Source organism: Delftia acidovorans NBRC 14950 (assembly GCF_001598795.1).
Classification (GTDB): Bacteria; Pseudomonadota; Gammaproteobacteria; order Burkholderiales; family Burkholderiaceae_C; genus Comamonas; species Comamonas acidovorans.
Window position 1 is genome coordinate 1 of sequence record NZ_BCZP01000002.1, and the last position, 24,841, is coordinate 24,841.

The following is a 24,841-nucleotide window of genomic DNA, read 5'->3' on the forward strand; positions in this document are numbered from 1 at the left end:
GGCGAATGGGACGTGCCCGCGCTCCCGGGCGCCACGCTCACCGGTCGCCTGATCTACACGGGCGCCCAGTGGGTGAATTCGGCCAACACGCTGAAGATGCCCAGCTGGACCCGCGTGGACGTGGGCGCGCGCTATGCCACCCGCATCGCGGCCAAACCCGTCACCTTCCGCGCCACGGTGGAGAACCTGTTCGACAAGTCCTACTGGGCCGGCAGCTTCAACGACAACTTCGCCACCACGGGCGGCCCGCGCACGGTACGTGTCTCGGCCACGGTGGACTTCTGACGCCATGGCGCAAGCTGCACGACAAGGCCTGTGCCTGGCCGCCTCGCTGCTGTGCCTGCTGGGCGCAGCCGTCCATGCCGGTGAAGACATGACGGCAGCCGCATCGCGGCAGGCCCTGGCCGCACGGCCGGGCACGCTGGCGCCGGGCCAGGCGGCCACAGGGGTCCTGGCTGCCGATGGGCGCGAGTCCTGGCGCGTCGATCTGCCCGCCGGCCACGTGGTCCAGGGTGAATTCGAAGGGCAGGGCGTGGCCCTGGACCTGGAGGATGCCCAGGGCCGGCACCTGCGCCGCCTGGCGCGGCCCGATGGCGGCGCGCAGTCGCTGATGTGGGTCACGGAGGGGGCCGGCAGGCAAAGGCTGGTGGCGCGCTACATCGCAACGGACGCGCTGATGGCCGGCGAGGTGAAATCCGCAACCGGCCGCTTTGCGCTGCGGTTGACCTCCAGTCTTGCGCCGTTGGGCGCCAAGGCTGTGCAGGCCCCGGAGCGGCCTGCGCTGGAAAGCCCACGCCTGCAGGCCCTGGCCCAGGCCATCCAGCGCGGCGCGGGTTCGGGCGTGGCGGCAGACGCCTTCTGGCGGCGCGTGCAGGAGGAGGGCGCGCCGATGGTGGAGCCGCTGCCCGGCGGCCAGTCCCTGGTCACCTTCCTGTGGCGTGGCCAGCCGCGCGCCGGCATGCAGGGGGTTCGCCTGTTCGGCAGCCCGGCCGGCAATCACGATCCCTTGCAGCACCTCGACGGCAGCGATGTCTGGTGGGCCAGCTTCCGCATGGCAGACAACGCGCGGCTCAGTTACCGCCTGGCGCCCGATGTGCCGCTGATCGCAGGCTCGGCCATGGAGCAGCGCCGCGCTCTGCTGGCCACGGCGCAGCGCGATCCGCTCAATCCCAAGGTGTTTCCGCAGCCCCCCGAGGGCGGCTTCATCGACGCCTTCCAGGGCGCCTCCGTGCTGGAGCTGCCCAAGGCACCGCCCCAGCCCTGGGTGGCGCCGCGCGCGGGCGTGGCCCCGGGGGCGCTGGTGCAGCACCGCCTGTCCAGCCGCGTGCTGGGCAACAGCCGCGATGTCTGGACCTACCGCCCGGCGGGCGGCCAGGCGCCCGAGGCGCTTCTGGTGCTGTTCGACGGCAACGCCTATGCGAAGCAGGTGTCCACGCCCACCCTTATCGACAACCTCATGGCCGACGGCCTGATCCCGCCCACGGCCGTGGTGCTGGTGGACAACGCCAGCCCGCAGGCGCGCGGCAGGGAGTTGCCGCCCAACACTGCTTTCGCACGCTTTCTGGATGAGGAGCTGATGCCCTGGGTGGGTGAACAGGGCCTGGGCCAGCCGGCGGCGCGCACGGTGATCGGTGGCTCCAGCTTTGGCGGCCTGGCCTCGGCCTATGCGGGTCTGGTCAATGCGCACTGGTTCGGCAACGTGCTGAGCATGTCGGGATCGTTTTGGTGGTCGCCGGCCGGCGAGGTGCCGGGCTGGGTGCAGCGCCGCTATGCCCAGGAGCCGCGCCAGCCCGTGCGCTTTTATCTGGATGCGGGCCGCTACGAGCGCGCACGCGGCGGGCAGGACGGCATCCTGGAAACCAACCGCCACCTGGCCGATGTGTTGCGCGCCAAGGGCTACGAGGTCACTCAGGCCGAGCACGAGACCAGCCATGACTACCTGCAGTGGCAGGGCTCGCTGGCCTGCGGCCTGGTGGCCCTGCTCAATCCCGGGCGCTTTGCCCAGGGCCTGCCGGCCTGCGAGCGCATGCCGGACGGCACGCCGGCACTTCCCTGATGCCGCATAGGCCAATGTTTGAACTTCCTGGCAATACAGCAATCACTGTAAAGATGAACACCATGAATGCAAATCATTCCCGTCGCTGGATTCTGGCGAAGATGGGCCAGGGCCTGGGCGTGCTGGTCACGCTGCCGCTGGCGGCGCAGATGTCCCATGCCCAGACGGCAGCGGCTGGCAAGACCGTGACCGTGCCGCATGCCAAGGGCGAGGTCCAGGTGCCCTTCAAGCCCGTGCGCGTGCTGGTGTTCGAGCTGGCGGCGCTGGACACGCTGCAGGCGCTGGGCGGCGAGGTGCGGGGAGTGCCCGAGTTCAAGATGCCGCCGCTGCTGGCTCGCTATGCCGATGCGAAATACGCACGCATCGGCAGCCTGTTCGAGCCCGACTACGAATCCATCAAGGCGCTGTCGCCCGACCTCATCATCGTGGGCGGCCGCTCCGAGGCCAAGTACAAGGAGCTGTCACGCTTCGCGCCCGTGCTGGACCTCAGTGTCAGCGACCAGCACCAGATGGCCGACATCTACCGCAACATCCGCACGCTGGGCGCCGTCTACGGCCTGCAGGACAAGGCCGAGACCGAGGTCCGGTCGGTGGAGCAGGCCATCACTGCACTGCATGGCAAGGCGCAGGACGCCGGCAAGGGGCTGGTGCTGCTGACCTCGGGCGGCAAGCTCAGCGCCTACGGTCCGGGCTCGCGCTTCGGCATGCTGCACGATGTGTTCGGCGTGAAGCCGGCCATCGACAACCTGACGGTGGCGCGCCATGGGCAGGTGGTCTCCTTCGAGTTCCTGCTCAAGACCAATCCCGACTGGCTGTTCGTCATCGACCGCGACGTGGCCATCGGCCAGGATGGCAAGACCGCCCAGCAACTGCTGGACAACCCGCTGGTGCGTGCCACCAAGGCCTGGCGCGGCAAGCAGGTGGTCTATCTGAACGCAGCCAACTGGTACACCCTGTCCAACGCCGGGCCGGGCGCGCTGAAGGCCAATATCCAGCAATTGTCGGATGCCTTTGCCCGCACATGACGTCAAAGCGTTGAGCCCGCCTGTCGCCGCCGCGCACGCCGCGCCCATGTCACGCCCCTCTCGCCAGGCCCTTGCCTGGCTTTTCGCGCTGGGCCTGTTGCTGGCGCTGTCGCTGGCCAGCCTGATGGTGGGCGCGGGCGACATGCACTGGAGCGTGCTGTGGTCGCGCAACGAGGACGACCTGGCCAGCCAGGTGCTGGTCTACAGCCGCGTGCCGCGCACGCTGGCCCTGGTGCTGGCCGGCGCATCAATGGCGGTCTGCGGACTGCTCATGCAGATGCTGGCGCGCAACCACTTCGTGGAGCCTTCCACCGTGGGCACGGTGGAGTCGGCCAGCCTGGGCATGCTGGCCGCGTTCCTCTGGGTGCCGCATTGGCCGGTGATGGCCAAGATGGGCATCTCGGCCGTGGCGGCGCTGCTGGGCACGGCGCTGTTCCTGGCCGTGCTCTCGCGCATCCGGCTGCGTTCGTCGTGGATGGTGCCCCTGGTCGGCCTGGTGCTGGCCGGCGTGCTGGAGGCAGCCGCCAGCTTTCTGGCGCTGCAGTTCGACATGATGCAGGCACTCAAGTCCTGGTCCAACGGCGATTTCTCGCTGGTGGTTCAGGGCCGCTACGAGTTGCTGTGGCTGTCGCTGGGCGTCACGGCCCTGGCCTGCCTGGCGGCCGACCGCTTCACCGTGGCGGGCCTGGGCGAGAGCTTTGCCACCAACCTGGGCCTGAACTACCGGCGCCTGGTCTGGCAAGGGCTGGTGGTGGTGGCCGTGGCCACCTCGGCCGTGGTGGTCACGGCCGGCAGCCTGCCCTTTGTGGGCTTGATCGTGCCCAATGTGGTGCGCCTGGTCCTGGGCGACAACGTGCGCCGCAGCGTGCTGTGGGTGGCGCTGATCGGCGCGGGCCTGACCGTGCTGTGCGACCTGGTCGGGCGGCTGCTGATCGCTCCCTATGAAATCCCCGTGGGCACCGTGCTGGGCGTGCTGGGCAGTGCCCTGTTCCTGGCGCTGATCCTGCGCCGCCGCAAGGACCGTGCATGAGCAGCCTGCCGCAATCCGTTGCTTCCGATGAGCCTGCAGCGCGCAGCTGGGGCCATGGCGCGCGCCTGGCGCTGCTGGGCGCGCTGGCCCTGCTGTGCCTGCTGGCCTTCATGACCGTGGGCGTCAAGACCGACTGGGCCTTCGTGCTGGAGCACCGGGGCGCCAAGGTGCTGACCATGACGCTGGTGGCCTGTGCCATCGGCCTGTCCACCGTGGTGTTCCAGACCGTGTCGCACAACACCATCCTCACGCCTTCCGTCATGGGGCTGGATGCGCTGTACCTGTTCGTGCAGGCGTCCATGGTGCTGATGCTGGGCGCGGCGGGCGTGTCCGCCATGGGCGAGGTCGGGCGCTATGCGCTCAACATCGTGCTGATGATGGGCTTCAGCGTGCTGCTGATGCGCTGGCTGTTCGTGGGCCATGCCAGCAGCCTGCACCTGATGCTGCTGGTGGGCATGGTGGGCGGCATCTTCTTTCGCAGCCTGGCCGGGCTGGCCATGCGCGTGCTCGATCCCAATGAGTTCACGGCGCTGCAGGACCGCATGTTCGCCAACTTCAACGCGGTGAACCTGCAGCTGCTGCTGCCGTCGCTGCTGCTGATCGCCCTGGGCAGCGCCTGGATCTGGCGCCAGCGCCGCGTGCTGGACGTGATCTCGCTGGGGCGCGATGCCGCCGTCAGCCTGGGCCTGGACTACGAGGGCCGCGTGCTGCGGCTGCTCGCCGTGGTGGCCTGCATGGTGGCCGTGTCCACGGCCCTGGTCGGCCCGGTGATCTTCTTCGGCCTGCTGGTCAGCAACATGGCCTATCACGCCATGGGCACGCGCCGCCATGCCTGGGTGCTGCCTGCGGCCGTGCTCTGGGGCTGCGTGCTGCTCATGGGCGGGCAGGTGCTGCTGGAGCAGCTTTTTCAATTCAATACCGTGCTGAGCATCGTGGTGGAGTTCCTGGGTGGAATCGTCTTCATCGTGCTGCTCATGCGCAAGGGGACCCAATGATCGAGGTGCGTGATCTGCTCAAGCGCCATGGCGGCACGGCAGTGCTGCAGGAGCTCAATTTCGATGTGCCCGAGCGGGCGCTGACGGCCATCATCGGGCCCAACGGGGCGGGCAAGTCCACGCTGCTGTCCCTGGTCAGCCGCCTCATGCCCATCACGGCGGGCAAGGTGCGGGTGGCCGGCCTCGACGTGGCCACCACGCCCACCGAGGCGCTGGCGCGCATCATGGCCATCCTGCGCCAGGACAACCAGAGCACGCTGCGCCTGACGGTGCGCGACCTGGTGGGCTTTGGCCGCTTTCCGCACAGCAAGGGCCGGCTGGGCCCCGAAGACCTGCGCCATGTGGACGAGGCGCTGGAGTACCTGCAGCTCACGCCGCTGGCCGAGCGCTTTCTCGACGAGCTGTCAGGCGGCCAGCGCCAGCGCGCCTACATCGCCATGGTGCTGTGCCAGGACACGCCCTTCATCCTGCTGGACGAGCCGCTGAACAACCTGGACATGGCCCACGCTGTCAGCATGATGGGCCTGCTGCGCCGCGCCGTCACCGAGCGCGGAAAGACCGTGGTCATGGTGCTGCACGACATCAACTTCGCCTCCTGCTACGCCGACCACATCATCGCGCTCAAGGACGGACGCCTGGCCGTGGCGGGCACGCCGGCCGAGGTTGTGCAGGACGAGGTTCTCAGCACCCTCTACGGCATCCCCGTCAGCGTGCACGAGGTCAAGGGCCGCAGGCTCTGCCATTACTTTGGTTGAACATGCGGCGTTTCGGGCTTGGCGCTTGAACCTGGCGCGGCCTGAGGCGAGGGACACCAAGCAAGGGCCTAAGCCGGCCGCGCCGCCCCGCCGCGAGGGTGTCGCTGGCTGCCCGTACGCCCCCCCTCCCTCGCGAAGCGGGTAGAGAGGCGCCGTGCAACGGGGGGAAGGCGCGAAGCGACTCAGGGGGTGCTTTTCTTCTTCAGCAGCATGGAATCGCCATAGCTGAAGAAACGGTACTCCTGCGCAATCGCATGGCGGTACAGCGCCATCACCTGCTCGTAGCCCGCGAAGGCACTGACCAGCATCATCAGCGTGCTCTTGGGCAGGTGGAAGTTGGTGATCAGCAGATCGACCACCTGGTACTCGAAGCCGGGCGTGATGAAGATGCGCGTGTCGCCGGAGAACTGGCCCGTCTGGGCCCAGGACTCCAGCGTGCGCACCGTGGTCGTGCCCACGGCGACGACGCGGCCGCCGCGCTGGCGGCAGCGTTCCAGCGCAGCCAGCGTGGCCAGCGGGATCTCGTACCACTCGCTGTGCATCTGGTGGTCGGCCAGGTTCTCGGTCTTCACGGGCTGGAAGGTGCCGGCGCCCACGTGCAGCGTGACGCTGGCGCGCTCGATGCCGCGCTCGGCCAGGCGGGCCAGCACGGCGTCGTCAAAGTGCAGGGCGGCCGTGGGCGCGGCCACGGCGCCGGGGCGGGCCGCGAAGACGGTCTGGTAGCGCTCGCTGTCTTCGGCGGCGTCGGGGTCGTTGCCGGTGTCCTGGTGGCGCTCGATATAGGGCGGCAGCGGCAGGTGGCCGAAGCGCTCCATCAGCTCGTGCGGCGTCTCGCCGCGCGGGCCTTCGAAGCTCAGGTGGAACAGCGGGCCGTTCTCGTCGGGCCAGCGGCCGCGCAGCACGGCGTCGAAGCCGCCGCGGTTCTTGCCGCCGCACAGGTGGATGCGTGAGCCGGGCAGGGGCTTCTTGCTGACGCGCATGTGGGCCACGACATCGTTGCCTTCGAGCACGCGCTCGACCAGCAGCTCCAGCCGGCCGCCGCTGGCCTTCTCGCCGAAGATGCGCGCCTTGAGCACGCGCGTGTCGTTGAACACCAGCAGGTCGCCGGGCTGCAGCAGGTCGGGCAGCTCGTGGAAGATGCGGTCGGTGGGCGGGGTGGCATCGTCGCGGCCGTCGAGCAGGCGCGAGGCGCTGCGCTGGGCGGCAGGATGCTGGGCGATCAGGTTCTCAGGAAGCTCGAAGTCGAAATCGCTGAGCGAAAACACACGGGACAGGGAGGACATGCAGTGCTTGAGGGCCGGACATGGCCCGTTCCAAGTTCGTTGAACGGAAGTCCGCCATTGTCGCAAACCCTGGGGTCATCCCCGGAATTTCGCGGCGGTCACTTGGCCATCTGGGCCTGTGTCTGGGGCTGCCGCTCGAACTCCAGCCACAGCGTCTCCAGATCCGGGAAGTCCCAGTTCGCCGGGTCTTCGCGCGCGATGATGCGGTCGTTGCCCTGGCTCTCGGACAGGTCCTCGATCTCGGGCGTGACGCGGCAGGCCTGGCGCAGCGAATAGAACACCTTGACGCGCGGCGCCAGCAGGCTGCCCGGCGAGGCATCGACCACGACGGCCAGGCGCTGCGAATGCAGGCGCACCAGCGAGCCCAGCGGATAGATGCCCACGGTCTGCACGAACTGCTCGAACAGCCGCTTGTCGAAATGGCGGGGGCTCCACTCGGCCATGCGCCGCAGTGCCTCCGAGGGCGGCCAGCCCTTCTTGTAGGGCCGGTCCGAGGTGATGGCGTCGTAGACATCGCAGATCGCCGTCATGCGCGCCAGCAGGCCGATGTCGCCCTGCTGCAGTCCGTCGGGGTAGCCGCTGCCGTCCACCTTTTCGTGGTGGTGCAGGCAGGCATCGATGACCTCGTCGTCCAGGCCCAGCGGGCGCAGCAGCTGCTCGCCATGGCGTGGGTGGGCACGCATCAGCGCCCATTCCGCATCGTCCAGCGGCCCCGGCTTGTTGAGCACGGCAACCGGGATCGCGGTCTTGCCCAAATCGTGCATGAGGCCGGCCATGCCGGCCTTGCGCAGGCTGTGGTCGTCCAGGCCCATGCGCTTGGCCAGCGCCACCATCAGCGCGCACACGGCCAGGCTGTGCATGTAGGTGTAGTCGTCGGCCGTCTTCAGCCGTGCCAGGCCGATCAGGGCGTGGGGATTGCGCGCCACGGAGGCCGTCACATCGTCCACCAGCTGCCCGGCGGCCGTGGCGTCCACGGGCCGGCCCAGGCGCGCGTCGCTGAACAGGCGGCTGAGCAATTGCTTGGCCTGCACGCAGGTCTGGGCGGCGCGGCGCAGCTCGGTGGCGGTGGAAATGGGGGCCGTGCTCTGCTCGGAGACAGGGCGGGCGCTGTCCGGGATCTGGTGGCGAAGCTCGTCCTGCGGGTCAAAGCGCAGGCAAGGCACCTGGACACCTACGTCCAGGCCCTTGCGCACGTCGATCCAGACCTCCTGGATGGAGGTGGAGCGCAGGCGCTGGAGGTCGGCCTCGGAGCGGAGCAGGAAACGGGTTCGCCAAAAAGGATGCTCCATCCAGGAGCCGCAGAACTCGTGCAGGAACATGCCCAGAGTGACATGCTGGACATTGATACGCTTCAACATGGCATTCGGTGGCGGGGTAACACTACGTAACGTCAGCGTGCATGGTAGCGGCTTCCCCAGAGACCCGGGGCCTCAAGGGTGCTTTGGGCAAGGGCATCCGGCATGAACGTGGCGTGTTGCCTACACCTGTATATTCATACACTATGCTGCATGCCCGCCCATGCCCGTGCGCATGCTCTGAAACAGGATAGCCCATGCCCTTGAACGTCTCCTCTGCCTTCCCAGATCTGGGGCGCGACGCCCCCGGCGGCAAGGCCGCGCGTGCCGGCAAGGGAAAGGCCGCAGGCAAGGGCGGCAAGGCAGCGGAGAAGGCAGGAGACAAGCCCGCAGCGCCCGCCAAGCCCGCAGCCAGCGCCGCGCAGAAGGCGCTGCAGAAGATGGGCCTGGTGCGCGACATCGATCTGGCCCTGCACCTGCCGCTGCGCTATGAGGACGAGACGCGCATCACCGCGCTGCGCAATGCCCGCGAGGGCGACACGGTGCAGATCGAGGCCACGGTGACCCACAGCGAGGTGCAACTGCGCCCGCGCCGCATGCTCAAGGTCACGGTGGACGATGGCACGGCCGAGTGCGTGCTGACCTTCTTCAGCTTCTACCCCTCGCACCAGAAAACCCTGTCCGTGGGCGCGCGGCTGCGCATCCGCGGCGAGGTCAAGGGCGGCTTCTGGGGCCGGCAGATGCTGCACCCGGCGTTTCGCGCGGCGGGCGGCGACCTGCCCACGGCGCTCACGCCCGTCTATCCCACGGTGGCGGGCCTGCCCCAGGCCTACATCCGCCGCGCGGCGGTCACGGCCATGCTGCGCGCCGATCTCTCCGATACCCTGCCCCAGGGCGAGCATCCGCCCGTGGCGCAGTTCCATGGCAATGGCGGGCTGCCGCCGCTGTTCAGCCTGCGCGATGCGCTGCAGTTCCTGCACCACCCCACGCCCGATGTGGCCCTGGCCACGCTGGAAGACCATTCGCACCCGGCCTGGCAGCGCCTGAAGGCCGAGGAGCTGCTGGCCCAGCAACTGTCCCAATACGAGGCCAAGCGCGAACGCGCGCGGCTCAGGGCGCCCGTGCTGCGCGCCCTGCCCATGGACAGCGCCCAGGGCCTGGCGCGCCAGTTCCTGGACCAATTGCCCTTTGGTCTGACCGGCGCCCAGCAGCGCGTGGTGGCCGAGATCCTTGCCGACATGGAGCGCCGCATGCCCATGCACCGGCTGCTGCAGGGCGATGTGGGATCGGGCAAGACCGTGGTGGCGGCGCTGTCGGCCGTGGCCTGCATCGAGGCCGGCTGGCAGTGCGCGCTGATGGCGCCCACCGAAATCCTCGCCGAGCAGCATTTCGGCAAGCTGGTCGGCTGGCTGGAGCCGCTGCTGGCCCCGCTGGGCAAGCGCGTGGCCTGGCTGGCCGGCGCACAGAAGAAAAAGGAACGCACCGCCATGCTGGAGCTGGTCCGCAGCGGCGAGGCGGCCCTGGTCGTGGGCACGCACGCCGTCATCCAGGACCAGGTGCAGTTCAAGAACCTGGCGCTGGCCGTCATCGACGAGCAGCACCGCTTTGGCGTGGCCCAGCGGCTGGCGCTGCGCCAGAAGCTCGCGGCCTCGGGCATGGAGCCCCATCTGCTGATGATGAGCGCCACGCCCATCCCGCGCACCCTGGCCATGAGCTACTACGCCGACCTGGATGTATCCACCATCGACGAGCTGCCACCGGGCCGCACGCCCATCGTCACCAAGCTCATTGCCGACAGCCGCAAGGACGAGGTCATCGAGCGCATAGGCGCCCAGGTCGCGGAAGGGCGCCAAGTCTACTGGGTCTGCCCGCTGATCGAGGAAAGCGAGGCGCTGGACCTGTCCAACGCCACGGCCACCCATGCCTATCTGAGCGAGATGCTGCCCGACGTCATGGTCGGCCTGCTGCACTCGCGCATGCCCACGGCCGAGAAGAAGGCCGTGATGGAGCTGTTCTCCGCCGGGGTCATGGGCGTGCTGGTCTCCACCACGGTGATCGAAGTGGGCGTTGATGTGCCCAACGCCTCGCTCATGGTCATCGAGCATGCGGAGCGCTTCGGCCTGTCGCAGCTGCACCAGCTGCGCGGGCGCGTGGGGCGGGGTGCGGCGGCCTCGGCCTGCGTGCTGCTGTATTCGGTGGGAGACAGCGGGCGCCTGGGCGAGACGGCCAAGGACCGGCTGCGCGCCATGGCCGAGACCAACGACGGCTTCGAGATCGCGCGGCGCGACCTGGAGATCCGCGGCCCCGGGGAATTCCTGGGCGCGCGCCAGTCCGGCGCTCCCATGCTGCGTTTCGCCGACCTGGAGCAGGACCTCATGCTGCTCGACTGGGCCCGCGAGCTGGCGCCGCGCATGCTGGAGCAGCACCCGCAACTGGCCCAGCGCCATGTGGGCCGCTGGCTGGGCGGCAAGGCCGAATTCCTCAAGGCCTGATCGGCCCGTTCCATTCCTGTCGGGTGGCTGTGTTACGTATTTTTACGTGTCCAGGCGCTGCCTGGCGGCGACCTCTTCCGCAGGCCTGCAGCCCGCGCCAGACATGGTTTCCACACGCGTTGTAGCCATCGAAATGGAGCGCTTCATGCCGTCCTGGCGGTGACAGCGCCGTCCCGTTACGGCATTGAATATTTGTGACCTTTTGGTACATTGAGTCACAAAAAACAGGGTAGCTCCATCCGGGAGGGGATGGCCTGCCAAGCCTCCCCCACGGGGAGGACGGCCGCGATCACTCTTGTGTTGTCCCATTTTTCTGCGAATGAGGAGCTGCCAACATGAATGAAGCCGTTCAAGCGAATGAGATCGTCGAGACCTCCTGGCGCATGGGCCTGGTGGTCTTGTCCTATGGCATTGCCGTATTGGGCTCCTTCGTAGCCCTGACTGCGGCGCAGCGCATCCGGGGACGCGAGGGCATCAGCTGGCTGAACCTGCTGGCGGCGGGCACGGCGCTGGGCGGCATCGGCGTGTGGTCCATGCATTTCACGGGCATGCTGGCGCTGAACCTGGGCATGGGTTCGGGCTACTCCATGGTCGAAACCCTGCTGTCCCTGTGCGCCGCCGTTGCCGCCACCTCGGTGGCGCTGGCCTTTGTCGCGCGGCGGCCCGAAAGCGGGGCGCGCGTGCTGGGCGCGGGCACCCTGCTGGGCCTGGGAGTGGCCTTCATGCATTACCTGGGCATGTATGGCATGCGCTTTCCGGGCTTCATCGTCTGGTCCGTTCCCACCGTGCTGCTGTCCGTGGGCATCGCCGTGGCCGCGGCCAGCGCCGCGCTGTGGCTGTCGTTTCGCACCAGCTCGCCGGGCATGCGTGCGCTGGCCGCCGCCGTCATGGGCGCGGCGGTCTGTTCCATGCACTACACCGGCATGGCCGCAGCGGACTTCGTATGCATTTCAGAGGCACAGCGTTATGCTAGGCCGCAAGGCTTTGCCGTGATCAGCGCCCTGGACCTTCCGGTCTTTACCGTGATCGTGGCCATAGGCCTGGCTGCATTGATAGGCATGGACCAGCTCATGCAGCAACGCGACCGGATGCGCCGGCCGTTGCACTAGGTGGATAAATACAAAAAGCCGGCGGGTCGGGGAGCGCGCAGTGGTCATGCGCGGACGAGGACTGGCACAATCGAATTAGGACAAATCCTAGAACCTGTGCAGGAACTTTTGAGGGGAGCACCCCGGCAAGCGGGCCGCAAGGCCTGATTGCACAAAGGTTCCGGCACAGGTTCTTGGTGTAAGACCATCGTATTTTCCGAGGCTCCCTCCCAGACACAGCTCGCCAATGACACTTACCGAACTCAAATACATCGTGGCCGTGGCACGTGAAAAGCATTTTGGCCGCGCCGCCGAAGCCTGTTATGTGTCCCAGCCCACGTTGTCCGTGGCGATCAAGAAGCTGGAGGAGGAGCTCGATGTCAAGCTCTTCGAGCGCAGTGCCGGCGAAGTGTCGGTCACGTCGCTGGGCGAGGAGATCATCCGTCAGGCGCAAAGCGTGCTGGAGCAGGCCGCCGAGATCAAGGAAATCGCCAAGCGCGGCAAAGACCCGCTGTCCGGCGTGCTCACCCTGGGTGTGATCTACACCATCGGCCCCTACCTGCTGCCGGACCTGGTGCGCAACTCCATCATGCGCACGCCGCAGATGCCGCTGATGCTGCAGGAGAACTACACCATCAAGCTGCTGGAGATGCTGCGCACCGGCGAGATCGACTGCGCCATCGTCGCCGAGCCCTTCCCCGACACCGGCCTGGCGCTGGCGCCGCTGTACGACGAGCCCTTCATGGCCGCCGTTCCCAGCACCCATGCGCTGGCCCAGAAGGACCACGTCTCCACCAGCGATCTCAAGAACGAGACCATGCTGCTGCTGGGCTCGGGCCACTGCTTCCGCGACCATGTGCTCCAGGTCTGCCCCGAGTTCGCACGCTATGCCAGCAATGCCGAAGGCATTCGCCGCACCTTCGAAGGCTCGTCGCTGGAGACCATCAAGCACATGGTGGCCGCCGGCATGGGCGTGACCCTGGTGCCGCGCCTGTCCGTGCCCGCCGATGCGCTGGAGACCACGGCGCGCCGCCGCAAGACCGACGAGCCGCACATCCGCTACCTGCCCATCCTCGAGGACGACGGCTCGCCCCCGCCGACACGCCGCGTAGTCCTGGCCTGGCGCCGCAGCTTCACGCGCTACGAGGCCATCGCCGCCCTGCGCAACGCCGTCTACGCCTGCGCCTTGCCCGGCGTCAAACGCCTGTCCTGATGACCGCACCGGCGCGTGCGCCGGGCCTGTGGGGCTGCTGCGCTTGCGTTATCGTTGCAACTGGCTCCCGGGCGACCTGCCGGGAGCATCTTCCGTTTGTACGAAGCTGAAAGGGATCCCATGGCCAAAAATGCCAGCAAAGACAAGTCCGGTGCAAAGAAGCCAGAGGCCGTGCAGGCCGACAAGGCAGTGCAGCCTGCAAAGGCCGCACTGGCCGACGTGGCACCGGCGTCCGTGCGCTCCTCCGCCATCCATATCGGCATCAGCGACAAGGACCGCGCGGCCATCGCCAAGGGCCTGTCGGCCCTGCTGGCCGACACCTACACGCTGTATCTGACCACGCACAATTTCCACTGGAACGTCACCGGCCCGATGTTCAACACGCTGCACACCATGTTCATGGGGCAGTACACGGAGCTGTGGAACGCCGTCGACCCCATCGCCGAGCGCATCCGTGCGCTGGGCCATTTCGCGCCGGGCTCCTATGCCGACTTCGGCAAGCTCACCAGCCTGGCCGACGTGCCCCACGACCCGCCCAAGGCCCTGGAGATGGTGCGCATCCTGGTCGCCGGCCACGAGGCCGTGGCCCGCACGGCGCGCAGCCTGTTCCCCCTGGCCGACAAGGCCAGCGACGAACCCACGGCCGACCTGCTGACCCAGCGCCTGACCGTGCACGAGCAGACCGCCTGGATGCTGCGCGCCCTGCTCGAAGACTGATGCTGCGCAAACCCCAGTCTTCCCGCGTACCCACCCTGGCCCGGGAGTGATGCCACCGCATGCTCTGGACCTGGATTGACGCACACGCCGCCACGGGCGGCCTGTGCCTGGTACTGGCCGCCCTGGGCGGCCTTTTTTTCTATCTGCGCCTGCCTGCCACGGCCCGGCTGCGCCACGCAGGCCTGCCCATGCCGCGGGCCGCATGGCTGGGCCTGGCTGCCGCCGGCGTGCTGGCCTTGCTGGCACTGGCCGTGATGGTGCGCGACATGCTGGGCCTGGCCCAGCCCGCAGGCTGCGCCACCTGCACCGACTGGCCGGTGCTCGACGAGGCCCTGCACCTGTGGCTGGCCGGCCATGCCACCGATGCCTGGGTGCGCCCCGTGGTCGCCTTCACCCAACTGGGCAATGTGGCCTGGATGGTGTCGCTGTCGGCCGCCGTGCTGGCGCTGCTGCTGTGGCGGCGCGACTGGCTGCATGCGGCCGCCTGGGTGGTGGCCACGGCTGGCGTGGGCCTGTGGATACGCGCCATCAAGACCAGCGTGGGCCGTCCGCGCCCCGTGGGTGGCTGGGTGCCTGAGGGTGGCTTCAGTTTCCCCAGCGGCCACAGCGCGGGCACCTTCGTGCTCTATCTGATGCTGGCCTGGCTGCTGCTGCCGTACCTGCGCCCGGCCTGGCGCTGGCCCGTGGGCCTGGCGGCCCTGGCTGTCGCCCTGGGCGTGGGCGCCAGCCGCGTGGTGCTGCGCGTGCACTATGCCAGCGATGTGCTGGCCGGCTGGCTGCTGGGCCTGGCCTGGATGGCGCTGGTGATCTGTGCCGTGGAGTGGGCGCAAACCCGCGTTGCCTGCAGGCGCTGCTGAGGCGTGCCGCCGAGCCCGCCCGCCCAGCGGCGACAATGCGGGCATTTTCGAATGTGATGCGTGCGATGGTCGGCCCACGGCCGCCATCGGCGCCCAGACGCCATGCCCACCACCTCCTCTACGCCCATGCCTGCGCCCCGGCGCAGCAAACTGTCGCTCTACCTGGACCTGGTCCGCTTCAACCGGCCGGCCGGCTGGCTGGTCCTGGTCTGGCCCACGCTGGCCGCACTGTGGGTGGCAGCGGGCGGGTTTCCGGGCTGGCATCTGCTGGTGGTCTTCGTGCTGGGCACGGTGCTGATGCGCAGCGCCGGCTGCTGCATCAACGACATCGCCGACCGCGATTTCGACCGCCACGTCAAGCGCACCACGCAGCGGCCCATCACCTCGGGGCAGGTCTCGGTCAAGGAGGCCGCGCTGCTGGGCGCGGCCCTGGCCCTGGTCTCGCTGGGCCTGGTGCTGACCACGCGCTGGGAGGCCGTGGCCTGGTCCGTGCCCGCCGTGCTGTTCACCATCCTCTACCCGTTCACCAAGCGCTTCTTCGCCATGCCCCAGGCCTTCCTGGGCATTGCCTTCAACTTCGGCATCGTCATCGCCTTCGCCGCCGTGCAGGGCCAGGTGCCGGCCACGGCCTGGATTCTGTGGCTCGCCAACATGTTCCTGGTGCTGGCCTATGACACCGAATACGCCATGGTGGACCGCGACGACGACCTCAGGATCGGCATGAAGACCTCGGCCATCACCCTGGGCCGCTTCGACGTGGTGGCCGTCATGGGCTTTTTCGTGCTCTGCGGCCTGCTCACTATCTGGGCGCTGGCGCCCTATGGCCTGGCCTGGCCTTTCTGGCTGGGCCTGGCCGTGGCCGCGGCCCAGGTGATCTGGCACTTCACCCTGATCCGCCACCGCACGCGCGAGGGCTGCTTCGTCGCCTTCAGCAAGAGCCACTGGATCGGTGCCAGCCTGTTCGCGGGCGTGGCGCTGGGGTTCGCCTTGCGCTGAAGGCGCCACGCCGCCGCAGTGCGTGCGCTCCGCAGCCTGCCGCCATGGCACCCAGCAGTGCCAGCTGCCAGGCGCCGAGTGCGGGAATGGGCGCCGGAGCGGGCGGTGGCACGGGTGGAGTCACAGGTGGGTCTACAGGTGGATCCACAGGAGGATCTACGGGTGGATCTACAGGAGGATCTACGGGGGGCGGCAGGGTAGGCGGCACCACCGCAGTCAGCGCGATGTCCTGCGCCACCTCGGTGGCCGGCATCCACCGTGCATCGCCGGGCTGGCTGGCGGTCACCGTGCAGATGCCTTCGCCTGCCATCGTGACCCTGTTGCCCGAGACCGTGCAGATGCCTGGCGTCGTGCTGGCATGATCCACCGGCAGGCCGGAGCTGGCCGTGGCGGGCGGGTCGATGGCAAAGGCCGTCCCCGCCTCGAAGGTCCGGCTGGCCTGGGCCGGGAAGTGGATCGCCTGGGTTCTGCGGATGCGGACATCGGCGCTTGCGTCGGCGGGCAGCCAGTGGGCATTGCCCGCCTGGCGGGCCACCAGCGTGCAGATGCCGCCATCGATCATCGTGACCGTTGTGCCCGAGACGGTGCAGACGGCCGGGGTGGGGCTGCTGTAGTCCACCGGCAGGCCGGAGCTGGCCGTGGCGGGAGGGTCTATGGTGAAGGTGGAGCCAGGGCTGCCGAGGACCTGGCTGGCCTGTGGCCCAAAGGTGATGGTCTGGGGGGAGAGGGCGCGCAGGTCCACGGTCAGGAGTGAGACAAAGGCATCAGGGTTCGTGAACTGTGCTCCGGAGTAGCCCCCGGCCAGAAGCTCGCCAGAAGCAGTGATGTGCAGCGCGGTGACACCATCCAGGCCGCTTGCGCCCAGGTAGGTGCTTTGCTCCAAGGTGCGCAGATCGTCCGACAGGCGTGCCACGTAGCCGGTTTGAAATCCACCACCGTAGACAGGCTCAATGGCGCCCGCCATGCCGGGAAAATTGTCGGATGAGGTGTTGCCGGCCACCAGGATCTCGCCCGAAGGAGCGATGGCCAGGGCAGCGATCCAGTCTGGGTTTGCGCCGCCCAGATAGGTGCTCTGCAACAGGGTGCGCAGATCGGCGGACAGCCTTGTGATGTAGCCGGGGTAGTTGCCATTGCTGGCAGGCTGCGCACCACCGCTCGTGCCAGGAAAGGCAGAGGACGATGTTTGCCCGGCTGCCACGATCTCTCCCGAGGGGTGGAAGGCCAATGCCGAGAGTGTCTCCCAGCCGTTCCCCCCCAGGTAGGAGCTGCGCACCAGGGTGCGCAGATCGCCTGAAAGCAATGCGATGAAGCCGTCGGCATCGCCGCTGATGTCTGGCTGGGCTGCGTGCGCCGTGGCAGGCAGATCGGGGGATTGGGTCTGCCCGCCGGCGAGTATCTCTCCTGAAGGTCCGATGGCGATATTGGAGATACTCTCCGCTCCCGTCCCGCCCAGATAGGTGCTTTGCACCACGGTGCGCAGGTCGGCGGACAGGCGCATGACGAAGCCGTCACGATCGGCGCTGAGGGCGGGCTGGGCTCCGTTGGCCGCGCGGGGCAGGTCCTTGGCAAGGGTGTCCCCGGCCACCACGACCTCCCCCGAGGCAGGAAGGGCCAGGGCAGTGGCGACCACCCAGCCGTCTCCGGTCAGATAGGTGCTCTGCTCCAGGGTGCGCAGGTCGCCGGAAAGCCGGGCGACGAAGCCCGCAGGAACGCTGAGCGACACAGGCTGTGCTCCCCCGGCCGTGCCGGGAAAATCGCTGGTCATCGTCTCGCCGCTTACCACCACGTCACCCGACGCTGTGACGGCCAGTGCGTGGATCTGGCTGCCCCACGACCCGCTCAGGTAGGTGCTCTGTATCAGGCGGCTCAGATCACTGGACAGCCGGGCGACGAAGCCATGCAATGCAAATATGCCAGGGGGGCTCGCAGGCTGCGCTCCACCCGCAGTGCCGGGGAATCGGTTGGAAAGGGTAGTGCCGGCCAGCAGCACGTCGCCTGAAGGGGCGGCTGTGGCTATGGCCTCTATCCAGGAACTCTCGGGGCTGCCCAGATAGATGCTCTGCAGCAGTGGATCGATCACCAGCGGCAGCGCCCGGTCATACGCTCCCAGTGCGAACCCGTAGCCATCGCCCTGGCTGTTGAGCGCGTACTGCACGGGCACCTCCACGCGCCGCCCCGCAACTTCCTGGAAGGCCACGGGCGCGGTATAGGCCACATCGCCATGGCCTGTGGCGGCCACCAGTTCGCCGCCTTCGCCCAGGCGCAGGGACAGCGCGCCGTCCACGCGCACCTGGATCTGCCCGGGGTCGGCCTGCGGCGCCACGTGAAAGAGCTTTTCCACATTGGTGCCGCGCACGGCCAGCTCCACCTGCACGCCGGGCCAGGCCTGGCCCAGGTGGAGGTTGCGGTAGGTGGCCGGCTGGTAGCGGTGCGGGCCGCTGAAGCGGGTGATCTGGGTGCCGGCTGCCTCGCCGCCCGAGGGCGACAGCGGCAGCGCGCCGACCAGGGTTTCCGTGAGACTCCAGCCGGGCCGCAGGATGGGGGCGCTCTTGGGCGCACCGCCGGCCGCTTTGCTTCTTGCCCAGTCCGCCAGCCGTCCCGTGTCGGGCCCGGGCAGGCCGTACACGATCTGCCCCTGGTGCGTGACATGGACGGCGCCCGCGAAGGTCCGGCCCATGAAGGCCACGGCCGGGTCGAACTGGCCGCTGTTGGCTTCGAAGGGCATGGACAGGCCCTGCAGGGCCTGCTTCGCATGCTGCAACTGCGCCGCACCGGGTCTCTCACCCGGCGCTGCATGGGCGGTGCTGGCGGCCATGCATGCGGCTGCTGCCATGGCGAGCCAGAGGAGGGCTGGGCGACTTGTGCTGCGCCACCGGAGCCAGGGCGCAGGCTGAAGAAAGAGGCTCATGGGGTCTCCCTGAATGCGGCCGCCCCGAGGCAAGCCTGCCTCCGGGCGTGAGCCCCGCAGGCGGAGGCCTGGCGGGGCCGGGTTCCTGGGGCGTGACCGGCACGGGGGCTATCCCCTCCTGCCCGGCCACGCGTGCGTTGCTAGCGAGCGCTGCTATGGCGCGCCCGGCGGCGCAGCGAGATGGCGCCAAGGCCTGCCGCCAGCGTGCCCAGCCAGGCCAGGGCCCAGGGGCCCAGGGTGGGCACGGGCACGGGGGACGCAGCGCCGGGTCCCGGGCCGGGTGCGGGAGGAGGAGGCGGCGGGAGTGGCGACGGAGGTGAAACGGTGCTGGCCACCAGTTCGATGTCCTGCGACACGTCAGTGGCCGCCAGCCACAGCGTGTTGCCCGGCTGGCTGGCTGTGAGCCTGCAGGTGCCTGCGCTGACCATGGTCACCGTGGCGCCCGAGACCGTGCAAACGCCGGGCGTGGTGCTGGCGTAGTCCACCGGCAGGTTCGAACTGGCCGTGGCGGGCGGGCCGAGGTCGAAGCTGGCGCCGGCCGTGAAGGGCTGGTCGGCCTGGGCCGGGAAGGAGATCACCTGCGGCCTGCGGATCTGCAGGGTCACGAAGATGCCGTTGGCCGCCAGCCACTGGCCGGGCACGCTGGGCAGCCAGGCCTCCAGCATGCAGGGGCCCGCATCCACCATGGTGACCGTGGTGCCCGAGACGGTGCACACGGCCGGCGTATGGGCGGTGTAGTTCACGGCCAGGCCGGAATTGGCCGTGGCGATCGGGCTGATCTGGAAGGTGTCGCCGGTCGCGGTAAGCACCTGATCGGCCTGGGGCGGGAAGGTGATGGCCTGGGGGGAGACGGCGCGCAGGTCGGCGGACAGGCGTGTGATGAAGCCGTCTGCAGTGCCTGCATTGGTCTCCTGTGCGCCACCGGCCATGCCCGGCAGGTTGCGGGATTGGGTATAGCCGCCCACCACCACTTCCCCGGAGGGCGTGGTGGCCAATGCGGTGATGGCGTCATAGTGCGTGCCGCTCAGGTAGGAGCTCTGCTCCAGCGTGCGCAGGTCGCCGGACAGGCGTGTGACAAAGCCGCACTGGTAGCCGGGGTCGCCGAGAGCCGGAGTCGGCTGTGCGCCGCCTGCCGTCCCAGGAAAGTCGGAGGCTAAGGTATTGCCGCCCACCACCACCTCCCCGGAGGGCGTGATGGCCAATGCGGTGATCTCGTCACGGGACCAGGCACCCAGGTAGGTGCTCTGCCTCAGCGTGCGCAGATCGCCGGACAGGCGTGTGATGAAGCCGCTGCTGTAGTTGCGGATGAGTTGGGTAGTCGGCTGTGCGCCGCCCGCCGTGCCCGGCAGGTCGGTTGATTGGGTATGGCCGCCCACCACCACTTCCCCGGAGGGCGTGATGGCCAATGCGGTGATGACGTCATCGGTCGATCCACCCAGGTAGGTGCTCTGTTTCAGCGTGCGCAGGTCGCCGGACAGGTGTGTGATGAAGCCGTCGCTCCCACTCGCCGGGTTGGGCTGGGCGCTGCCGGTGGTGGCAGGCAGGTTGGTGGAATATGTGAAGCCGGCGACCAGCACGTCCCCCGAAGGCGTGAGGGCCAGTGCCGTAGGCGAGTCTGCTCCGGTGATATAGGTGCTGCGCACCAGCGTGCGCAGGTCTGCCGATAGCAGGGCCGCAAAGCCGTTGCGGGTATTTGGCGCTACGTCCGCAATGGCGCCCTGTGCCGTACCGGGGAAATCGGAGGACTCCGTAGATCCGCCCACCACGATGTCGCCCGAGGGGGTGATGGCCAGGGCTGCCAGGCTGTCCCGACCGCTTCCCCCCAGATAGGTGCTCTGCACCAGGGTGCGCAGATCGGCCGACAGGCGTGTGACAAAGCCGCTGCGTGCGCCTGGATTTGCCGGTTGCGCTCCGTTCACCGCGCCAGGAAGATTTCCGCTCGAGGTGTCGCCCGCCACCACCACATCGCCCGAGGGCAAGATGGCCATGCTGGGGAAGTGGAAGTCTCCTCCATCGTTCATGCCCAGATAGGAGCTTTGCTCCAGGGTGCGCAGGTCGCCGGACAGGCGTGCCACAAAGAGGTGAACGTCGGCCGCTGAGGGGGCCAGGGCCCCGCCGGCTGTGCCGGGGAAATCGCTGGAGCGGGTTATGCCGGCCACCAGCACCTGCCCCGCAGGGGTCAGGGCCAGGGCGGTGATGGCATCGTTGCCAGACCCGCCAAGGTAGGTGCTCTGCAGGAAGGGGTCGATCACCAGCGGCAGCGCCTGATCATAGGCCCCCAGCGCAAAGCCGTAGCCATCGCCCCGGCTGTTGAGAGCGTACTGCACGGGCACCTCCACGCGCCGCCCCGCAACTTCCTGGAAGGCCACGGGCGCCGTGTAGGCCACGTCGCCATGGCCTGTGGCGGCCACCAGTTCGCCGCCTTCGCCCAGGCGCAGGGACAGCGCGCCGTCCACGCGCACCTGGATCTGCCCGGGGTCTGCCTGCGGGGCCACGTGAAAGAGCTTTTCCACATTGGCGCCGCGCACGGCCAGTTCCACCTGCACGCCGGGCCAGGCCTGGCCCAGGTGCAGGTTGCGGTAGGTGGCCGGCTGATAGCTGTGGGGGCCGCTGAAGCGGGTGATCTGGGTGGCGGCGGCCTCGCCGCCCGTGGGCGACAGCGGCAGCGCGCCGGCCAGGGTTTCGGTGAGGCTCCAGCCGGACAGGGGTTGGGTGGCTGGCGGGGTCTGGGACGGTGCCTGGGGTTGGGTGCCTGCGGGCGCCTTGGGCGGTTTCTTGGGGGGTGCTTGGGGAGGCATCTCGGGCGGGGGGGCCGAGGTCACGCCCTGCTGCTGCGCGGGCGCGGCCAGGCTGTAGACGATCTGGCCCTGGCGGGTGACGTGGATCGCGCCCGCGAAGGTGCGGCCCGTGAAGGCCACGGCAGGGTCGAACTGGCCGCTGTTGGCCTCGAACGGCACGGACAGGCCCTGCAGGGCCTGCTGCGCGTGCGGTATCTGCCGGGCCTGGGCGGAGCCATGTGCTGGGGCATGGGCTGGTGAGTGCGCTGGTGTGTGCGCGCGGTGGTGGGCAGGACTTTGGGAGGGGCCGGGTACTGCGTGGGCCAGGCCGGTCGATGCCCAGAGCAGGCATGCCGCCAGGGCCGGCTTGCTGCGGCGCCGCCTGGGCACGGAAGGGGGATGGAAACGCATGCTTTCTCCTTGAATGCAGCGAATCCAAGGCAAGCCATGGACAGGGGCGGGCAGGCGATGCACGTCCCGCCGAGGCGGATGCTTGGTGGAAACTGCGGTGGCAGGTCATGACCGGCGCGGGGCTTTCCGCGCTGCCGGTCAATTGCCGATTTCTACCGAGTGCCGCTTGCTTCCACCATCAGAACTATCTGGTTTTTGCAGGAATCTGGCGCACCGTCCCCTTGCCACCACAAAGAGGGGCGCGCGCGGGCGTGTCCTACCTGCCGAATTCGGCGGCCAGCTCCTTGGCCCGTGTTTCCGCTGCCCGCATGGCGGCCACGAAATGCTCGGGCACCTGTTGCGCCTGCATGTGGGTGATGGCGGCGTGGGTGGTGCCGCCCTTGCTGGTCACGCGCTGGCGCAGCACGTCGGCGCTTTCGGTGGAGCGGGCGGCCAGTTCCGATGCGCCCTGGAAGGTGGCCACGCCCAGGCGGTAGGACTGCTCGGCCGTGAGGCCCATGTCAACGCCGGCCTGTGTCATGGCTTCGAGGAACAGGAAGACATAGGCCGGGCCCGAGCCCGATAGGGCGGTCACGGCGTCCAGGTGCGCTTCCTGGTCGACCCAGACGAACTGGCCCGTGGTGGCAACGACCTGCTCGATGGCGCTCTTGCCTGCGGCATCGACCTGGGCGCGGGCGAACAGGCCCGTCATGCCCTTGCCCACCAGGGCCGGCGTATTGGGCATGGCGCGCACGATGCGGCCCGTGCCCAGCCACTGGGCGATGGAGTCCGTGGGAATGCCGGCGGCCACGCTCAGGTGCAGGGCCTGGGCGGTATGCGGCGCCACGGCCTGGGCGGCTTCCTTGAAGGTCTGGGGCTTGACGGCCCAGACCACGATGCCGGCACCGTCCAGCGCGCTGGCGGCGGCCGCGGCATCGGCATGCGCCGTGATGCCGAAGTTCGTGCGCAGCGCGTCGCGCGCAGCCTCGAAGGGTTCGACGACGACGATGCGGTCTGCGGATTGGCCCTGGCCGATCAGTCCGCCGATGATGGCGCTGGCCATGTTGCCGCCACCGATGAAGGCGATGACAGGGGAGGCTGTGGAAACGGTGTTCATGCTGGTGGCGGTGGAGAAGGAAAACGAAGAGTTTAGAGCGTGTTCCCACCGTGCCAGCGCATGTCCACGCCATGGCTGGTGGCCAGGTCCAGGGGCTGTGCCGGGGCGCCGGGCCGCTGGCGCAGGGTGAGCGCGCAAGGGCCCTCTCCGCGCGTGGCAAGGCGCTGGCGCAGTGCGTCGGAGGCCGCCAGTGCCTGCGCGCCTTGCAGCAGCAGGTCGAACCCCGGCAATGCCAGCCGCGCGCCCTGGTTGTCCAGCCTCTCCAGCTGCAGGCCCGGGCCCAGCAGCGCCCGGTAGCGGTCCAGGCTGGCGTCCAGATCGTGCACAGCGACGGTCAGCGAGGCCACGCCCAGCGCGCCGTTGGGATGCTCGCGCACGCTGCCCTCGGGCACGCGCAGGGCGCGCGGCGTGACGTCGCCGCACAGGAAGGGCAAGTCGGGCGTGGCGTGGCGCGCCGTCTGCCACAGCAGTTGCGCGCCGTCGGGGCGCACGCGGCCTCCGTCCACGGGGCCGACCAGGGTATCCAGCCCCCGCCCGCGTGCCTCGGCCAGCGCCTGGGCGGTGCTTTGGGGCAGCAGGGCGAAGTCCACCAGCCCCTCGCCATGGTCGCGCAGCGTGCGGTACCAGCGCTCTTCGGGCGCCGGGGCGGTCCAGGCAATGATCTCCAGGTAGGCGCCGTCGGCAAACACGACCAGCGCGTTGTGCGAGGTGCGGCCCGGATGGCGGCCGCCGATGGCGACCTGGAAGCCCAGCGCGCGGTAGTCCGCCACGGCGGCCTCGAGGTCCTGCACGGCGATGACGATGTGGTCCAGCGGAAGTGCCATGAAAGCTCCTGTGTGGTGTAAGGGGGTGCCGTCCGGATTCTCAGTCTTCGAGCTGGACCTTGTTGTCGCGCACGAAGCGGCCCCAGCGCTCATATTCCTGGCGCACCCAGCGGTCGAGGGCGGGTCCGTCCGTGGCCATGACTTCAAAGCCCGACTGCATGAGCTTGCTGCGGATGTCGGGCGTGTTCAGCGTGGCCTGGAAGTCTTCGGTGAGCTTGTGCACCGTGGCTGCCGGCGTGGCGGAAGGTGCGAAAACGCCGATCCACGAGTAGGCCTCGAAGCCCGGGAAGCCGGACTCGGCCACGGTGGGCACGTCGGGCAGCTCGGGCAGGCGCTTGAGGCCGGTCACTGCCAGCGGCTTGATCTTGCCCGCCGAAATCTGGCCGCGCAGCGCCGCGTAGCTGAGCAGGGTGAGGTCGGACACATTGCCGAGCACGGCCTGCACTGCCGGGCCGCCGCCGCCGTAGGGCACGTGCAGCACGTAGGTGCCCGAGCGGCGCTTGATGTCCTCCATCACCAGGTGGTTCATGGACCCCAGGCCGGTCGATGCGTAGCTGTATTTGCCCGGGTTGCGGCGCGCCAGCTCCAGGAAGCCGGCCAGGTCCCTGGCGGGCACCGAGGCCGAGGCACCGATCACCAGCGGGAAGCGCAGCGCCAGCGACACGCCCGTGAAGTCCTTGAAGGTGTCGTAGGGCAGCCGGGACTTGGCGATGGGATTGATGGCATGGGTGTCGAAGCTGAACAGCAGGGTGTTGCCGTCCGGGGCCGACTTGGCCACGTACTGGGTGGCGATCTGGCTGGCGGCGCCGGGGCGGTTCTCCACGATCACCGGGCGCCCGGCCACCTCGCCCAGGCGCGGCTGCAGTATGCGGGCGGCGATGTCGGTGCTGCCCCCCGGCGGGAAGGTGATGACCAGCTTGAGCGGGGCGGCGCCCTGCGCGGATGCCGTGCCGGCCGGCCCCAGCAGGCATGCGGCGGCCGTGGCCAGCAGCAACTGGCGGCGTGAGGGTGGATGGGGCATGG

The 24,841-nt window shown here is 68.9% G+C and carries 18 protein-coding genes and 1 pseudogene; 12 read left to right on the forward strand and 7 right to left on the reverse strand.

All coding sequences use genetic code 11. The annotated features are described in order from the left end of the window. The 6 genes and pseudogenes from DA1_RS02705 to DA1_RS02730 form a co-directional block, all read left to right on the forward strand. Window positions 1-285, forward strand: a pseudogene (locus DA1_RS02705) (TonB-dependent receptor); the annotation flags it as partial. A 4-nt stretch (window positions 286-289) separates the two neighbouring features. Beyond that, complete coding sequence (locus DA1_RS02710; RefSeq protein ID WP_034389921.1) at window positions 290-2,056, forward strand: enterochelin esterase domain-containing protein; 1,767 nt, start codon at window positions 290-292, stop codon at window positions 2,054-2,056. 14 nt (window positions 2,057-2,070) lie between these two features. Then, window positions 2,071-3,081 carry a siderophore ABC transporter substrate-binding protein gene (locus DA1_RS02715; protein ID WP_034389923.1) on the forward strand — a complete coding sequence of 337 codons (1,011 nt, stop codon included), beginning with the start codon at window positions 2,071-2,073 and terminating at the stop codon, window positions 3,079-3,081. Window positions 3,082-3,127: 46 nt separating this feature from the next. Then, window positions 3,128-4,111, forward strand: a complete 984-nt coding sequence (locus DA1_RS02720) for an ABC transporter permease (protein WP_034398095.1) — start codon at window positions 3,128-3,130, stop codon at window positions 4,109-4,111. After that, window positions 4,108-5,106: an iron chelate uptake ABC transporter family permease subunit gene (locus DA1_RS02725; protein WP_034389924.1), complete on the forward strand. Its 999-nt coding sequence runs from the start codon at window positions 4,108-4,110 to the stop codon at window positions 5,104-5,106. Before DA1_RS02720 ends, DA1_RS02725 begins: the two co-directional genes overlap by 4 nt. Beyond that, complete coding sequence (locus DA1_RS02730; protein WP_034389926.1) at window positions 5,103-5,861, forward strand: iron ABC transporter ATP-binding protein; 759 nt, start codon at window positions 5,103-5,105, stop codon at window positions 5,859-5,861. The genes DA1_RS02725 and DA1_RS02730 overlap by 4 nt, the downstream gene beginning before the upstream one ends. 182 nt (window positions 5,862-6,043) lie before the next feature. On the opposite strand, the gene queA is transcribed toward DA1_RS02730, so the two are convergent. Together queA and DA1_RS02740 are read right to left on the reverse strand one after the other, a co-directional pair. Continuing rightward, the gene (queA, locus tag DA1_RS02735; RefSeq protein WP_034389929.1) at window positions 6,044-7,144 is read right to left on the reverse strand and encodes a tRNA preQ1(34) S-adenosylmethionine ribosyltransferase-isomerase QueA; all 1,101 of its coding nucleotides are present in this window, start codon (window positions 7,142-7,144) and stop codon (window positions 6,044-6,046) included. Between the two features lie 98 nt (window positions 7,145-7,242). Further along, window positions 7,243-8,502: an HD-GYP domain-containing protein gene (locus tag DA1_RS02740; RefSeq protein ID WP_034389930.1), complete on the reverse strand. Its 1,260-nt coding sequence runs from the start codon at window positions 8,500-8,502 to the stop codon at window positions 7,243-7,245. Window positions 8,503-8,696: 194 nt separating this feature from the next. Here DA1_RS02740 and recG point away from each other — a divergent pair, with 194 nt between their 5' ends. From recG to ubiA, 6 genes are all read left to right on the forward strand, one after another. Continuing rightward, window positions 8,697-10,931, forward strand: a complete 2,235-nt coding sequence (gene recG / locus DA1_RS02745) for an ATP-dependent DNA helicase RecG (RefSeq protein ID WP_034389932.1) — start codon at window positions 8,697-8,699, stop codon at window positions 10,929-10,931. A 335-nt stretch (window positions 10,932-11,266) separates the two neighbouring features. Then, window positions 11,267-12,040, forward strand: coding sequence for an MHYT domain-containing protein (locus DA1_RS02750; protein ID WP_034389934.1), 774 nt, complete (start codon window positions 11,267-11,269; stop codon window positions 12,038-12,040). A gap of 226 nt (window positions 12,041-12,266) precedes the next feature. After that, window positions 12,267-13,232, forward strand: coding sequence for a LysR substrate-binding domain-containing protein (locus DA1_RS02755; protein WP_012202945.1), 966 nt, complete (start codon window positions 12,267-12,269; stop codon window positions 13,230-13,232). Between the two features lie 120 nt (window positions 13,233-13,352). Next, on the forward strand, window positions 13,353-13,949 hold the full coding sequence (locus DA1_RS02760; protein ID WP_034389936.1) for a Dps family protein: 597 nt from the start codon (window positions 13,353-13,355) through the stop codon (window positions 13,947-13,949). A gap of 59 nt (window positions 13,950-14,008) precedes the next feature. Continuing rightward, window positions 14,009-14,806 (forward strand): phosphatase PAP2 family protein, encoded by a 798-nt coding sequence (locus tag DA1_RS02765; RefSeq protein WP_034389938.1) that lies wholly within the window; start codon window positions 14,009-14,011, stop codon window positions 14,804-14,806. A 126-nt stretch (window positions 14,807-14,932) separates the two neighbouring features. Next, window positions 14,933-15,802 carry a 4-hydroxybenzoate octaprenyltransferase gene (gene ubiA, locus DA1_RS02770; protein WP_034398097.1) on the forward strand — a complete coding sequence of 290 codons (870 nt, stop codon included), beginning with the start codon at window positions 14,933-14,935 and terminating at the stop codon, window positions 15,800-15,802. Here the strand turns inward: ubiA and DA1_RS31110 are convergent. The 5 genes from DA1_RS31110 to DA1_RS02795 all read right to left on the reverse strand — a co-directional run bounded on the left by DA1_RS31110 (window position 15,735) and on the right by DA1_RS02795 (window position 24,839). Continuing rightward, a complete protein-coding gene (locus tag DA1_RS31110; protein ID WP_051940499.1) occupies window positions 15,735-18,617 on the reverse strand; it encodes a DUF7948 domain-containing protein in 2,883 nt (960 codons plus the stop codon). The genes ubiA and DA1_RS31110 overlap by 68 nt on opposite strands. A 233-nt stretch (window positions 18,618-18,850) precedes the next feature. Beyond that, on the reverse strand, window positions 18,851-21,898 hold the full coding sequence (locus tag DA1_RS02780; RefSeq protein WP_051940502.1) for a DUF7948 domain-containing protein: 3,048 nt from the start codon (window positions 21,896-21,898) through the stop codon (window positions 18,851-18,853). 256 nt (window positions 21,899-22,154) lie between these two features. Continuing rightward, complete coding sequence (gene proC / locus DA1_RS02785) at window positions 22,155-22,994, reverse strand: pyrroline-5-carboxylate reductase (RefSeq protein ID WP_034389940.1); 840 nt, start codon at window positions 22,992-22,994, stop codon at window positions 22,155-22,157. A gap of 32 nt (window positions 22,995-23,026) precedes the next feature. Then, the gene (locus DA1_RS02790; RefSeq protein WP_034389942.1) at window positions 23,027-23,818 is read right to left on the reverse strand and encodes a VOC family protein; all 792 of its coding nucleotides are present in this window, start codon (window positions 23,816-23,818) and stop codon (window positions 23,027-23,029) included. Between the two features lie 40 nt (window positions 23,819-23,858). Then, the gene (locus tag DA1_RS02795; protein WP_034389944.1) at window positions 23,859-24,839 is read right to left on the reverse strand and encodes a tripartite tricarboxylate transporter substrate binding protein; all 981 of its coding nucleotides are present in this window, start codon (window positions 24,837-24,839) and stop codon (window positions 23,859-23,861) included. Window positions 24,840-24,841 lie beyond the last annotated feature (2 nt).

Bases quoted from the DNA above. Each gene is read 5' to 3' on its own strand.
- DA1_RS02710 (WP_034389921.1), top strand. From the start codon at position 290: ATGGCGCAAGCTGCACGACAAGGCCTGTGCCTGGCCGCCTCGCTGCTG.
- DA1_RS02715 (WP_034389923.1), top strand. From the start codon at position 2,071: ATGTTTGAACTTCCTGGCAATACAGCAATCACTGTAAAGATGAACACC.
- DA1_RS02720 (WP_034398095.1), top strand. From the start codon at position 3,128: ATGTCACGCCCCTCTCGCCAGGCCCTTGCCTGGCTTTTCGCGCTGGGC.
- DA1_RS02725 (WP_034389924.1), top strand. From the start codon at position 4,108: ATGAGCAGCCTGCCGCAATCCGTTGCTTCCGATGAGCCTGCAGCGCGC.
- DA1_RS02730 (WP_034389926.1), top strand. From the start codon at position 5,103: ATGATCGAGGTGCGTGATCTGCTCAAGCGCCATGGCGGCACGGCAGTG.
- queA (WP_034389929.1), bottom strand. From the start codon at position 7,144: ATGTCCTCCCTGTCCCGTGTGTTTTCGCTCAGCGATTTCGACTTCGAG.
- DA1_RS02740 (WP_034389930.1), bottom strand. From the start codon at position 8,502: ATGTTGAAGCGTATCAATGTCCAGCATGTCACTCTGGGCATGTTCCTG.
- recG (WP_034389932.1), top strand. From the start codon at position 8,697: ATGCCCTTGAACGTCTCCTCTGCCTTCCCAGATCTGGGGCGCGACGCC.
- DA1_RS02750 (WP_034389934.1), top strand. From the start codon at position 11,267: ATGAATGAAGCCGTTCAAGCGAATGAGATCGTCGAGACCTCCTGGCGC.
- DA1_RS02755 (WP_012202945.1), top strand. From the start codon at position 12,267: ATGACACTTACCGAACTCAAATACATCGTGGCCGTGGCACGTGAAAAG.
- DA1_RS02760 (WP_034389936.1), top strand. From the start codon at position 13,353: ATGGCCAAAAATGCCAGCAAAGACAAGTCCGGTGCAAAGAAGCCAGAG.
- DA1_RS02765 (WP_034389938.1), top strand. From the start codon at position 14,009: ATGCTCTGGACCTGGATTGACGCACACGCCGCCACGGGCGGCCTGTGC.
- ubiA (WP_034398097.1), top strand. From the start codon at position 14,933: ATGCCTGCGCCCCGGCGCAGCAAACTGTCGCTCTACCTGGACCTGGTC.
- DA1_RS31110 (WP_051940499.1), bottom strand. From the start codon at position 18,617: ATGGCCGCCAGCACCGCCCATGCAGCGCCGGGTGAGAGACCCGGTGCG.
- DA1_RS02780 (WP_051940502.1), bottom strand. From the start codon at position 21,898: ATGCGTTTCCATCCCCCTTCCGTGCCCAGGCGGCGCCGCAGCAAGCCG.
- proC (WP_034389940.1), bottom strand. From the start codon at position 22,994: ATGAACACCGTTTCCACAGCCTCCCCTGTCATCGCCTTCATCGGTGGC.
- DA1_RS02790 (WP_034389942.1), bottom strand. From the start codon at position 23,818: ATGGCACTTCCGCTGGACCACATCGTCATCGCCGTGCAGGACCTCGAG.
- DA1_RS02795 (WP_034389944.1), bottom strand. From the start codon at position 24,839: ATGCCCCATCCACCCTCACGCCGCCAGTTGCTGCTGGCCACGGCCGCC.